Source organism: Burkholderia seminalis DSM 23518, from assembly GCF_902832885.1.
Taxonomy (GTDB): domain Bacteria; phylum Pseudomonadota; class Gammaproteobacteria; order Burkholderiales; family Burkholderiaceae; genus Burkholderia; species Burkholderia seminalis.
Genome location: NZ_CADFDK010000003.1, coordinates 34768 through 47950, shown reverse-complemented (window position 1 = coordinate 47950; position 13183 = coordinate 34768). Strand labels below are relative to the sequence as shown.

Here is a 13183-nt window from a genome sequence, read left to right as displayed (position 1 = left end):
TCACACTGAGGTGAACATCATGGGCAAGCTTGCAGGGAAAGTGGCCGTTGTAACCGGTGCGTCGAAGGGTATCGGCGCCGCCATCGCCAAGGCGCTCGCGGCTGAGGGTGCGTCGGTCGTCGTGAACTACGCCAGCAGCAAGGCCGGCGCGGACGACGTCGTGTCCGCCATCACCACGGCCGGGGGGAAAGCGGTTGCCGTGGGCGGCGACGTGTCGAAGGCCGCCGACGCGAAAGGCATCGTCGACGCGGCGATCGAAACGTATGGGCGCCTCGACATTCTCGTCAACAACTCGGGCGTCTACGAGTTCGCGCCGATCGAGGCGTTCACGGAAGCGCAATACCGCAGGCAATTCGACATCAACGTGCTCGGGGTCCTGCTCACGACACAGGCCGCCGTCCAGCACCTGGGTGAAGGCGCCAGCATCATCAATGTCAGCTCGGTCGTCTCGACGCTCACACCGGCGACGACCGCCGTCTACAGCGGCACGAAAGGCGCGGTGGATTCCATCACCGGCGCGCTCGCACGCGAACTCGGGCCGCGCGGCATTCGCGTGAATACGATCAATCCCGGCGTGATCGTGACCGAAGGCGCGCAAAGCGCCGGCGTGATCGGATCGGAGTTCGAGAGTTCAGCGGTCAGCCAGACGCCGCTCGGGCGCGTGGGCCGGCCGGACGATGTTGCATCGATTGCGGTTTTCCTCGCTTCCGGCGACGCAAAGTGGCTGACGGGCGAACACATCATCGCCAGCGGCGGCATGCGCTGACGCAGGTTCGCTCGCGATACCGCGCGCGTACCGTCGGCCCCGCCATCGACGCGATGCATATGACGATCGCTCCGGATTTCCCACGGTTCAGCGGGTTGCCACGTCGATTCGGAGCGTGACGACTGCAGTCACTGAAACGAAACGACGATGCCCGCACTTCGTGAGTGCGGCCCGCATGCGCGGGTCGCTGCTCACCGCCACGCCGGAAACCAGCGGGCGCCGGTGCGACGCGCCGTTCGCGATCGCCAACTCGACACGATGCTCCGTATTGCCCTGCCCGAGACTTCCTTCAAATCAACCTGATCAGGAACGTGCCATGAGCTATTTCAACTCCACGGACGGTACCGAGATTTTCTACAAGGACTGGGGGACAGGCACGCCGGTCGTCTTCTCCCATGGGTGGCCGCTCTGTGCCGACGCCTGGGATGCACAAATGCTGTTCCTCGGCACCCGAGGCTATCGTGTCATTGCACACGATCGCCGCGGCCACGGCCGTTCCGGCCAAACGTGGGACGGGAACCACATGGATCAGTATGCCGACGATCTCGCGGCACTCCTGAACCATCTCGATCTGCGCGGCGCGGTGCTGGTCGGGCATTCGACCGGTGGTGGCGAGGTCGCACGCTACATCGGCCGCCACGGAACCGGACGCGTCGCAAAGGCGGTGCTGATCGGCGCGGTTCCGCCGATCATGCTCAAGACCACCGATAACCCGGGCGGTCTGCCGATCGACGTATTCGATGGACTGCGCGCCGGCGTGGTGAACAATCGTTCGCAGCTCTACAAGGAGCTCGCCGTACCGTTTTACAACTTCAACCGCCCGGGTGCCGACGTGTCACAAGGCACGATCGACGCCTTCCAGGTGCAAGGCCTGATGGGTTCGATCAAGGGGCAATTTGATTGCATTCGTGAATTCTCCGAGGTCGACTACACCGAAGACCTGAAAAAAATCGACGTTCCCCTCCTCATTCTGCACGGCGACGACGACCAGATCGTGCCGATCGACGCATCGGCACGACGGTCGGTTGAAATCGCCCCGAATGCACGGCTCAAGATCTATCCCGGCGGCTCGCACGGCATGGCGACGATCAACGCGAGCGCAGTCAACCTCGATCTACTCGATTTCCTGCAAAGCTGAATCGTCTGTCTGCGATGTGCCTGTGCAGCGCTTTGCACAGGCCCCGCGCAAAAACCGCCCGCCTGGCAGCACCGTTTCTCACGCTGCATCCAGCATCCAACGGCGATATTGAAGCTATGGAAAACACTCCAGGTATCGACGATGTCGCAAACGACATCAGCGACCGGAATCGTTGGGACAGGATCCTCGATGCCCTGCGATCGCCTCCGGCTGCACCGCTTTCACCGGGAGCGGACGAGCGTGCGTGCAGGACCGATTCGAACCTCGGGGCGGTCCGCATCGTGATTCTCGAGCGCCCGTCCGCCGACACCGTGCTCGTCTCGTGGAGCAGTTCAACGACGTGTCGATACGGCGAGGAGACCTGGCAGAGAGTGATTGCCCGGAAGGACGGCGTTTGCATTCTGAGCGGCGACTCGATTGCTCGAGGGGACGCGGTCTTTCGTCCAAAGCGCGCGCGAAACGCGATGTGCAGCAACGCGACGGCAATGATCAAGGCGTCGGCCATCGATTCGCCGCCTTGCCGGCGCGGTCAGACATCAGTCGGGTCGGTCTCTGAATCCAGGGCCTCGACGCCGAACCGGCCTGGCGATCGGCACGCGGATGCTTTTCCCGAACTCGAACCGCACTTTGCCCAACTCGTCTCCGAGACTTGAATCGGAGACGGACGGGGGCAAGAAAAAGGAGACATCGCGTGGATCAATCGCTCGAACGCGCCATCGCGGGCATCGTTCGGACGCGTGCCGGAAAACATCCGGTGCCGGTTGTCCATTCCTTTTTTGACGAGGCGACATCTACCGCGAGTTATGTCGTTCACGATCCGATCTCGCTTGCCGCAGCAATCATCGACCCGGTCCTCGACTTCGACGCACCGACGTGCCGATGTTCGGAGACATCGGCCCGCGCTATCGTCGCTTATATCGAATCGGAAGGCCTCTCGATCGCATGGCTGCTCGAAACCCATGTCCATGCGGACCACCTGAGCGCCGCGTCCTTTCTGCAGGCGCGTGTCGGCGGTGCGCTCGCAATCGGACGCGCGATCACCGCGGTACAGCGACGCTTCGGCAGCTTGTTTAACGCCGGACCGGAGTTCCTGCGCGACGGCTCGCAATTCGATCACCTGTTCGATGACGGAGAGCGATTCAACATCGGGGCGATCGAGTGCAGGGTTCTCGACGTTCCCGGACATACGCCCGACAGTGTCGCCTACGTCATCGGCGATTCGGTGTTCTGCGGCAACACGATGTTCATGCCGGACTACGGGACGGCGAGAGCCGACTTGCCGGGCGGAGACGCCAGGCGGCTTTTCCGCTCCATTCGGCGACTGCTTTGCCTTCCCGACGAAGCAAGACTGTTCCTGAGTCACGACTACAAGGCGCCCGGACGGGACGCCTACGCGTGGGAAACGACAATCGGGGCCGAACGCACCACGAACGTACACGTTCGTGACGGGATTACTGAAGACGCGTTCGTCGCGGCACGTACCGCACGAGACGCGACGCTGACCTTGCCGAAGCTGATTCTTCAAGCGATGCAGGTGAACATGCGGGCCGGCGCCCTTCCGCCTTTGGAAAACAACGGCAAGCGCTATCTGAGAATTCCGTTGAACACGATCTGATGCAATCGGCGGTGAACCTGGCGTTCGGCGGGTCGGTGCTCCTGGGCTCTCTCGGAGCGCGGGTTCACTGGATCTTGAGCCACGGCTGGACTGGACCCTGACCGTGTATGCGAGCTGAGCCTGGCATGCACGGCATGCGGGTGATGCCGTGATTGAAGTTCGAATCGATACGCCTGAAAATAAGCGGCATTACTTCGTTATCCTTCCGTTATGCGGCATCGACAATCAGCGGCACATGATGTCGAGCGGCCGTTGTGTGGTCGCGCGAAGGATGCTTTGCGACCCGGGCGACATTCGTCGCGGCTCCTGCAACGGCCCTTCGTCGCCGCCAAGCGGTCGTTCGCAGGACATACGACGAACTGCAAAGCCCGTGGTTAGTTGCGGCACATGCAAAGCTCGAACTCGTGTCCGTCGGGGCTGCTCAATACAATGCTTTTCATGGACGCGATCTTCAATCCGTCCATCACGATGGCGGCGCCGTTTTCTGTAGCCCGTTTCACGAATTCGTGAAGTGCACCTTCTTCGAACTCAAAGACCGGGACGGAGCTGCTACCTTTTATCTCGTCTCCAAAATCGTTTAACAAAAGGCCCAGTCTGTTTGTGCCGATCAAGAATTCAGTCCACTTGCCGGACCGTTTCAGCGGTTCATATCCGAGAAGTCGCTCCCAGAAAGAAGTGGACGTCTCCATATCACTCACCTTCAAATACACGGTCCGAAGTTTCATGACGTGCCCCCGAAATGGATGCCAACCGAATGTATCAGATGCCAAAATAATCGGCTTTCAACAGCATCGGCCAGATTCATGCAGTGATTGAAGCTTGACTGAGCTTGAGGTCGAAAGCGTACTGTCTGAACTCGGTGCTTCGCCCGGCCGGCCGCCCGGTACGCCGGGAATCGGTCTAGAAATCAGGGGGTACTGCCGGAACGCTTGGTCCACTGCGTGAGTGGACAAATTTAATGCGGACGTAGACGAGTTGTGTCATTCGCGCCGAGCTATGGGGAATTCGATTCGACTCGCGTCGTCCGGTCGAATCGCCGTCTGGCCGCCCTGCTGAAAAGCCATGAAGCGCCCGTATCCTGCCACGTCGAAAAGGGTCTCGATCACTTCGACGTGCACTCACGCTGCACGATCCGCACAGTCATCGGTATCGAACACTGGAAGCGATGATGAAGGGGAAACATATCGTGAACGGAGTCATCGATGTCGGGTTGCCGTTCCTCCCTTCCGCCAACACCTGGTGAACACACCACCGAGGACCTCAACGAAGGCGCCCGCACGCTTGCCGAAGCGGTGGGCGCAGGGAAGCTCGACTGGACACCGCTGCCACCCGGACGAGCGGCGACAGCGCATGCGGCGCTTCATCGCGCGACGCTGTGCTTCGGAAACCTCATCGCTATGACAAGGCCGCCGTCGGCCGCGTTGGAAATCTGCAGCGTGCCGCCGTGATGGCGAACGAGGCGGCGGACGATGGCGAGGCCCAATCCGCTGTGCGCGGTGCCGCCGCGCGCGGGATCGAGCCGGACAAACGGACGCAGCACGCGGTCCAGGTCAGGCTCGGACACGCCGGCCCCGTGATCTCGCACCACGAGTTCGTAGTGCTCGTCATGCGCTCGCGTGGCGATCTCCACGGGCGGCTCGCCGTAGGTCAGCGCATTCTCGACAAGGTTGGAGAGAATGCGGTCGATATCGACCATGGGCAGCATGAAGTCGAGCCCCGCGTGCAGATCGAGCGTGACAAGCGCATCGGTATGCGCTTCGCCGCCCGGACTCGGTGCGTCGGTGTAATCGCGACGGCAATGCGTGTCCACGCTGATTTGCGGCGACCCTTCGGGGCTCTCGTGCGCAAAGTCGAGAAACTGCGTGATGACACGCGACATGGATTCGGTATCGCGCAGAAAGCCCTCGCGATCGCTACGGTCGGTCAGCAGGTCTGCCCGCACCTGCATGCGTGTGATCGGTGTCCGCAGGTCGTGCGCGATACTCGCGAGCATCACGGCGCGCTCGCGCTCTGCCTCGGCCAGCTCGCGCGTCATGTCGTTGAAGTCGCCAATCAGCTCGCGCAGTTCGCGCGGCCCGCGTGTGCGCACGCGGTTCAGATGATGGCCAGTGCGATGCTCACGCGCGGCTGCGGCAAGATCGCGGATGGGGCGGTTCAGGTGCCACGCAAGCACGACGGCAACCACGATAGCGAACACCAGCGTCAACGCCAGCACCCCGGTGAAACGACTCAGTGGCACCTCGGCCCGCGGGAGCACGATGCCACGCGTGCTGCCTGCGGGGAGCACGCGCAGCGTGCCGTCGCTATCCATCGCCACGTGGATGCCCGGCGGCAGCACGTGCCGCAGTTGCCGTTCGATGGGCCCGAGCGTGTCGATGCGAAAGCGCTGCGCTTCGGCGGCCGACAGTTGCTTCAGGTCCACGAACGAAATACCGAGAATGTTCGCCACAGACCGTTCGCTGCCGCCATCGTGCTCGCCCATGCGGGCGGCTGCCTCCATGACGCGCGAAATATGGAAAGCGGTGAGGCTCGCGCGGGTTCGGTCGATCAGCAGCAGCGACGTGAGGTGAACCAGCACGAGCAGGCCCACCGTCGTGATGACGAGCCGGCCGAACATCGAATCAAATGGATTCTTCATCGGCCGGGATGTCGGGAATGAACATGTAGCCGACGCCGCGCATGGTTTGCAACCGCCGGGGATTGGACGGATCGTCCTCGATCAGGCGACGCAGGCGCCATACCGGCACGTCGATGCCGCGCTCCGTCACCTCGGCATCCGGACCGTGGAGCAGCTCGATGAGCCGCGCACGCGAAAGCGTCTCCATGGGGTGCGAGGCCAGCACCTCGAGCAGCGCGTACTCGCCGCCCGTGAGCTTCACGGGTGTGCCTTCCCTCAGCAGCGTGCGCGTCGAGAAATCCAGTTCGAAACGGCCGAACCGGCACGGGGCGCGCTTCTCCTGCATTACCGTGGTTGGCGGCTGGCCTTGGCGGCGCAGCACCGCGTGGATGCGTGCGAGCAGTTCCTGCGGCATGAACGGCTTGCCCAGATAGTCGTCCGCACCCAGTTCGAGCCCCAGCACGCGCTCCACGCCTTCGGCGCGCGCGGTCAGCATGATGACGGGAATCGTGTCGCCGCGCGCGCGCAATTGCTTGAGCGCGGTGAGGCCATCCACGCCCGGCATCATGAGGTCCATCACGATGATGGACGGCCGCTCGCGTTCGAGCCGCCGCGCCAGATTGGTGGCGTCGTGCAAGACGGAGAACGCGCTGCCGCGTTGCTGGAAGAACTTGCGCAGCAGGTCGCGCAGCTCGGCGTCGTCATCAACGAGCAGGACCTGCAGCGTGGAATCGGGAAAGGGGGGTGCGTGCACTTCGGGTATTCGGGTGGGATGAGAACGGATTGATGGTAGCCCGGAGAAGGCTCGACCGGCTTTCGAAATATTACTGAGTATTGGCGCTCGCCAGATGTATGTGCCGCACCGCCTGGTGTTTCGTTTCGTACGCAGCAAGCATCCCCGTCTCTTTCGTCTGTCTTCTCGGGTCACCGGACAGTAAGTTTCCGTAAGCACGGAAATAGGCGACGTCGGTAGCGTTACGCCTTGCCCAGCACCGGTTCCGCTGAGCTGCCATTGAAGCGCTCGGTGCCATCCCGTTCCCGCATCGCGATGTCCAAACAGGTCAAAGATGAAGACGTCAATCCTCTCTAACCACGCGCACCACCGCACGATGTGCAGGCCGCAGCGCTTATTTTCCGCGCTCTCGATATTCGCCATACTCGGCACCGCGGGCTGCAACAAGCCGACAGGCGCGCCCTCCGGCTTTGCCGCACAAACCGCCGCGGTCGGCGTACTCACGCTCGCGCCGCAGCGCATCGTCGAAACCACCGAACTCTCCGGCCGCCTTTCCTCGCTGAAGGTTTCCGACGTCCGCCCGCAGGTGGGCGGTATCGTCTTGAAGCGGCTGTTCGTGGAAGGCAGCGACGTGAAGGCGGGCCAGGTGCTCTACCAGATCGACCCGGCCACCTACCAGGCGACCTACGACCAGGCCCGCGGCACGCTCGAAAAAGCGCGCGCCACGCTGGCCTCGGCGAAAACGAAAGCGGATCGCTACACGGAACTCGTGAAGATCAACGCCGTGAGCAAGCAGGATTACGACGATGCCGTCGCCGCCGTTCGCGAAGACGCAGCCGACGTCACGGCCGACGAGGCGTCGCTCGAATCTGCGCGCGTCAACCTCGAATACACGCGTGTGCGCGCCCCAATTTCCGGGCGCATCGGTGCATCGAGCGTGACCGAGGGTGCGCTCGTCACCTCCGACCAGACCACTGCGCTTGCCACCATCCAGGCGTTCGACCAGATGTACCTCGACGTCACGCGCCCCAGCACGGAATGGCTGAAGCTGCGCAAGGCCTTCGCTTCGGGGCGCCTGAAGAAAACGGGCAGCGACAGCGCCGCCGTCACGCTCGTAATGGAAGACGGCACCGAGTACGCCCACCCCGGCGCGCTGCAGTTCTCCGGCGTGACCGTGGACGCCACGACGGGCTCGGTCACGCTGCGCAGCACGTTCCCGAACCCCGAACGCGAATTGCTGCCCGGCATGTTCGTCCGCGCCCGTCTGGAAGAAGGCGAAAACGACAACGCGATACTCGTGCCGCAGATGGCCGTGACGCGCACATCGGACGGCAAGGCGAGCGTCTACGTGGCGGACGCGACCGGCAACGCGCAGCAGGTGCAGGTGGTGGCCGACAACGCATTCCGCGACCAATGGATCGTGACGTCGGGTCTGCACACCGGCGACCGCGTGATCGTGAGCGGCCTGCAGAGCGTGCATGCGGGCGCGCCGGTCAAGGTGGCGGCCGATACGCCGCAGACACAGGCGAACGCGGCACCCGCGACAGACACGGCCTCGTCCGTGTCGGCACAACGCTAGGCGGAGAACGGCATGGCAGAGTTCTTCATCAAGCGTCCCATTCTCGCGTGGGTGATGGCCATCGTCATCATGCTGGTGGGTGCGGCGGCGGTCACGAGTCTTCCCGTCGCGCAGTACCCCACCATCGCGCCGCCCTCGGTGCAGGTGACGGCCACCTACCCCGGCGCCTCCGCCGACACCGTCGCCGCAACCGTGACCCAGGTGATCGAGCAGAAGTTGAGCGGCATCGACAACGTGCTGTACATGTCGTCCACGAGCAGTTCCGCCGGGCAGGCCACCATCACGCTGACGTTCAATCCCGGCACGAATCCCGACATCGCGCAGGTGCAGGTTCAGAACAAGGTGACGCAGGCCACGCCTACCTTGCCCGAAACGGTGCAGGAGCAAGGCGTGCAGGTGGCGAAGGCGTCGACGAGCTTCCTCATGATCGTCGCGCTCTCGTCGCCGGGCGGCACCTGGAATTCGGTGGATCTCGGCAACATCATCGCGACCCGGATCGAAGATCCGCTCGCGCAGTTGAACGGCGTGGGCGACGTGACGCTGTTCGGCGCGCAGCACGCCATGCGCATCTGGCTCAACCCGGTGAAGCTCCACAGCTTCGGACTCACGCCCTCCGACGTGACCACGGCTATCACGAACCAGAACGTCGAGCTTTCCACGGGACAGGTAGGCGGCTCGCCGGCAACGGACTCGCAGGCCATCAACGCAACCATCCGCTCGTCGAGTCTGCTTACGACCGCCGACCAGTTCGCCAACATCCTGCTGCGTGTGAACAGCGACGGATCGCGCGTGCTGCTGAAGGACGTGGCACGCGTGGAGGTGGGCGGCGACAGCTACGACACCTCGTCGCGTCTGAACGGCAAACCGGCATCCGCACTCGCCATCAAGCTCGCCACCGGCGCCAACGCGCTGGACGCAGCCAACGCGGTGCGCGCGAAGCTCGCCGAAATCCAGCTGCAATTACCGCAGGACGTAGCGATCAGTTACCCGTACGACACCACGCCGTTCGTGCGCATCTCGATCGAAGAGGTCGTGAAGACGCTGCTCGAAGCAGTCGTACTAGTTTTCCTCGTGATGTACCTGTTCCTGCAGAACGTACGCGCCACGCTGATTCCAACCATCGTGGTGCCCGTTGCGCTGCTCGGCACGTTCGGCGTGATGTCGATGATCGGTTTTTCGATCAACGTGCTCTCGATGTTCGCGATGGTGCTCGCCATCGGCCTGCTCGTGGACGACGCCATCGTGGTGGTGGAAAACGTCGAGCGCATCATGAGCGAGGAGAAACTCGACCCGAAGGAAGCCACGCACAAGGCGATGGGGCAGATTACCGGCGCGCTGGTCGGCGTGACCACCGTGCTCACCGCCGTCTTCATTCCAATGGCGTTCTTCGCGGGCTCCACGGGCGCGATCTACCGGCAGTTCTCCATCACCATCGTCTCGGCGATGCTGCTGTCGGTCATGCTTGCGCTCACGCTCACGCCGGCGCTGTGCGCCACGCTGCTCAAGCGCGCCGACGTGGAGCACCACGAAAAGCGCGGCTTCTTCGGCTGGTTCAACCGGTGGTTCGCGAGGAGCAATGCGGGCTACAGTTCCTCGCTCGCACGCGTGGTCGCGCGGCCCGCGCGTTACATGTTCCTCTACGGCGTGATCGCCGGCGTCGTGGCGCTGCTCTACGTCACGCTGCCCTCCTCGTTCCTGCCTGACGAAGACCAGGGCTACTTCATCGTGTCGATCAGCGCGCCCGCGGGCACGCCGGCCTCGCGCACGCTGAAGACGGTAGAGACGGTGGAACAGTACGTGCTGAAAGACGAGCCGGGCGTCAAGCAGGTCATCGCCATCAATGGCTTCAGCTTCAACGGTCAAGGGCAGAACAACGCCATCGCGTTCGTGACGCTCAAGGACTGGAGCCTGCGCGGTTCGCGCGACAGCGCGTCGGCCATCATCGCGCGCGCCAACCAGCATTTCGCCGGCAATCGCGACGCGCGCATCTTCGTGCTGAATCCGCCCGCCATTCAGGAACTGGGTACGCAAAGCGGCCTCGACTTCGAGATCGAAGACCGCGGTGGCGCAGGACACGACAAGCTGCTCGCGGTGCGCAACCAGTTTCTCGGCATGGCGTCGAAGGAACCGACGCTCGCCATGGTGCGCCCGTCCGGCCTCGAAGACACGCCGCAGTTGCAAGTGGACATCGACCGCGAAAAAGCCAACGCGCTGGGGCTTTCCATCTCCGACGTCAACGACACGCTGCAGACCGCGTTCGGTTCGTCCTACGTGAACAACTACATCGACACGGGGCGCGTGCAGAAAGTCTACGTGCAGTCGGACGCGCCGTATCGCATGATGCCTGCCGACCTTGGCGACTGGTATGTGAAGGCAAGCAGCAGTTCGTCGGGTTCGTCATCCTTATCGTCTTCGAGCACCGCCACGAGCACGACAGGCTACGACTCGACGATGGTGCCCTTCTCGTCGTTCGCCAAGAGTCACTGGACGTTCGGGCCGCCGCAGATCGAGCGCTACAACCGGCAGCTCGCCACGGGCATTTCGGCTGCCACGCGGCCCGGCGTGAGCACCGGCGAGGCCATGAACGCGGTCGAGCAGCTCGCGCACAAACTGCCGCCCGGCTTCGCTCTGGAATGGACCGGACAGTCCTACCAGGAGAAGCAGGCCGGCTCCCAGGCCACGACGCTCTATGCGATCTCGCTCGTCGTCGTGTTCCTGTGCCTCGCGGGACTCTACGAAAGCTGGTCGATTCCGCTCGCGGTGCTGCTCGTGGTGCCGCTCGGTGTGCTGGGCGCGTTACTTGCCGCTCACGGGCGCGGACTTTCGAACGACATCTACTTCAAGGTGGGGCTGCTGGCCACCATCGGGCTTTCCACGAAGAACGCCATTTTGATCGTCGAGTTCGCGAAGGATCTGCAAGCGCAGGGGCACCGCCTCGTGGACGCCGTACTCGAAGCCGCCCACATGCGGCTGCGCCCCATTCTCATGACTTCGCTCGCGTTCGTGTTCGGCGTCCTGCCGCTCGTCATCAGCACGGGTGCCGGCGCCGGCGCACGCCATGCCATCGGCACGGGTGTGACGGGGGGCATGATCGCGGCCACGGTGCTTGCGATCTTCTTCGTACCGGTCTTCTTCGTCGTGGTGCGCAGACTGTTCAAGGAACACGGTCACGCCACGGACTCCGCCGACATCAACGAGGGCAACGCATGAAACGCACACTGATCGCCCTTCTTTGCGCGGTCGCACTGGCAGGCTGCACGCTCGACCCGACGTACCGGCGCCCGGCCGCGCCCGTCGACAGTGCCTGGTCCACCGTCCCCGTGCCGACGCAACCGAAAGCGGCACAGCCCACCGCTGAGGCACCGCTGGGTGCCGACCTCGGCTGGCGCGACTTCTTCAGAGACCCGCGCCTGCAAAAGCTGATCGAAGTCGCACTCGCGAACAACCGCGACATGCGAGTGGCCGCGCTCAACGTGGCGCAGTACGAAGCGCAGTACCGCATCGCGCGCGCCAACATCGGGCCCGCCATCAGCGCATCCGGCTCGGTCACGCGCGAACGCGTGGAAGGCTCCACGAGCTCATCCAGTTCGAGCAGTGCGAACGTGGGGCTCACGTCGTGGGAAATCGACTTCTTCGGCCGCCTGCGCAGCCTCAAGCGCCAGGCGCTGGAGCAATACCTCGCCACGGACGCGGCGCGCACGAGCACGCAGCTCAGCCTGATCGCGACGGTCGCTACCGACTATCTGCAGTTGCTCTCCGACGAAGCTACGCTGCAGGTCACGCAGAACACCGTGGATGCGGACCAGCACACCTACGACCTCACGGTGCGCATGATGAAGATCGGCAGCGCGTCGCTGCAGGACGTGCGCCAGGCCGAAAACTCGCTGGCCAGCGCGCGCTCGAGCCTGGCCTCGTACACGCGTGCGGTGGCGCAGGACCGCAACAACCTGGTGGCCGAAATCGGCGCGCCGCTGCCCACCGATCTGCCGCAAAGCGGTGCGCTGATGGAAAGCGAGAACATGTTCGCGGACATCGGCGAAGGCGTGCCGTCGGATCTGCTCACGCGCCGCCCCGATATCGTCGAAGCCGAGCACACGCTGAAGGCCGCCAACGCCAACATCGGCGCAGCGCGCGCCGCGTTCTTTCCGAAGATCGAGCTGACGGCTTCCGCGGGCACCACGAGCAGCAGCCTCTCGAACCTCTTCAAGGCGGGCACGGGTGCGTGGACATTTGCGCCGTCCATTTCGGTGCCCATCTTCGACTTCGGCTACAACCGCGCCACGCTCGACGTAGCGAAAGTCGAGAAGGATATCGACATCGCCAACTATGAGAAGGCCATCCAGACGGCGTTCAAGGAAGTGTCGAATGCACTCGCGGGACGCACGACGTACGTCACGCAGGTGGCTGCGGACCGCGACTACGTGAACGCCGCGCAGCAGTACTACGACCTCGCGCAGGCACGCTACCGCAGCGGCACCGACAGCTTCCTGACCCTGCTCGACGCGCAGCGCACGCTCTACACTGCGCAACAGCAACTGATCACGGACATGCTCGCCAAGCAGTCGAACCTCATCACGCTGTACAAGGTGGTGGGCGGCGGCTGGTCGGAGACGAGCGCGATGGCGCAACGATAGTCATACGAACGGTCGATGGGTCGTTTGCTTCGACAATGACCCATCCGATTCGCCCACACGCCTTGATCCTGCCTCGATTCCACGGCCCGTTTACCGGGCCG

At 63.6% G+C, this 13183-nt stretch carries 10 protein-coding genes; 7 read left to right on the top strand and 3 right to left on the bottom strand.

The genetic code is table 11. The features are described from left to right. Positions 1-19: 19 nt before the first annotated feature. From HWX00_RS10825 to HWX00_RS10810, 4 genes are all read left to right on the top strand, one after another. On the top strand, positions 20-766 hold the full coding sequence (locus HWX00_RS10825) for a glucose 1-dehydrogenase (RefSeq protein ID WP_034190443.1): 747 nt from the start codon (positions 20-22) through the stop codon (positions 764-766). A gap of 316 nt (positions 767-1082) precedes the next feature. Next, complete coding sequence (locus HWX00_RS10820) at positions 1083-1904, top strand: alpha/beta fold hydrolase (RefSeq protein WP_124609955.1); 822 nt, start codon at positions 1083-1085, stop codon at positions 1902-1904. A gap of 116 nt (positions 1905-2020) precedes the next feature. Continuing rightward, on the top strand, positions 2021-2557 hold the full coding sequence (locus tag HWX00_RS10815; RefSeq protein WP_175027778.1) for a DUF3331 domain-containing protein: 537 nt from the start codon (positions 2021-2023) through the stop codon (positions 2555-2557). A 38-nt stretch (positions 2558-2595) separates the two neighbouring features. Beyond that, the gene (locus HWX00_RS10810; protein ID WP_034190441.1) at positions 2596-3519 is read left to right on the top strand and encodes an MBL fold metallo-hydrolase; all 924 of its coding nucleotides are present in this window, start codon (positions 2596-2598) and stop codon (positions 3517-3519) included. 374 nt (positions 3520-3893) lie between these two features. Here HWX00_RS10810 and HWX00_RS10805 read toward each other — a convergent pair whose 3' ends face one another. The 3 genes from HWX00_RS10805 to HWX00_RS10795 form a co-directional block, all read right to left on the bottom strand. Beyond that, positions 3894-4244, bottom strand: a complete 351-nt coding sequence (locus HWX00_RS10805) for a VOC family protein (protein ID WP_049036377.1) — start codon at positions 4242-4244, stop codon at positions 3894-3896. Positions 4245-4879: 635 nt separating this feature from the next. Beyond that, the gene (locus HWX00_RS10800; protein ID WP_124609953.1) at positions 4880-6157 is read right to left on the bottom strand and encodes an ATP-binding protein; all 1278 of its coding nucleotides are present in this window, start codon (positions 6155-6157) and stop codon (positions 4880-4882) included. Beyond that, positions 6141-6890 carry a response regulator gene (locus tag HWX00_RS10795; protein WP_175027779.1) on the bottom strand — a complete coding sequence of 250 codons (750 nt, stop codon included), beginning with the start codon at positions 6888-6890 and terminating at the stop codon, positions 6141-6143. Before HWX00_RS10795 ends, HWX00_RS10800 begins: the two co-directional genes overlap by 17 nt. Before the next feature lie 313 nt (positions 6891-7203). Here HWX00_RS10795 and HWX00_RS10790 point away from each other — a divergent pair, with 313 nt between their 5' ends. From HWX00_RS10790 to HWX00_RS10780, 3 genes are read left to right on the top strand one after another with little or no spacing between them, the layout of a single operon-like run. Continuing rightward, a complete protein-coding gene (locus tag HWX00_RS10790) occupies positions 7204-8448 on the top strand; it encodes an efflux RND transporter periplasmic adaptor subunit (protein ID WP_175027780.1) in 1245 nt (414 codons plus the stop codon). 12 nt (positions 8449-8460) lie between these two features. Further along, complete coding sequence (locus tag HWX00_RS10785) at positions 8461-11658, top strand: efflux RND transporter permease subunit (protein WP_124609951.1); 3198 nt, start codon at positions 8461-8463, stop codon at positions 11656-11658. Beyond that, positions 11655-13082: an efflux transporter outer membrane subunit gene (locus HWX00_RS10780; protein ID WP_059562142.1), complete on the top strand. Its 1428-nt coding sequence runs from the start codon at positions 11655-11657 to the stop codon at positions 13080-13082. The genes HWX00_RS10785 and HWX00_RS10780 overlap by 4 nt, the downstream gene beginning before the upstream one ends. Positions 13083-13183 lie beyond the last annotated feature (101 nt).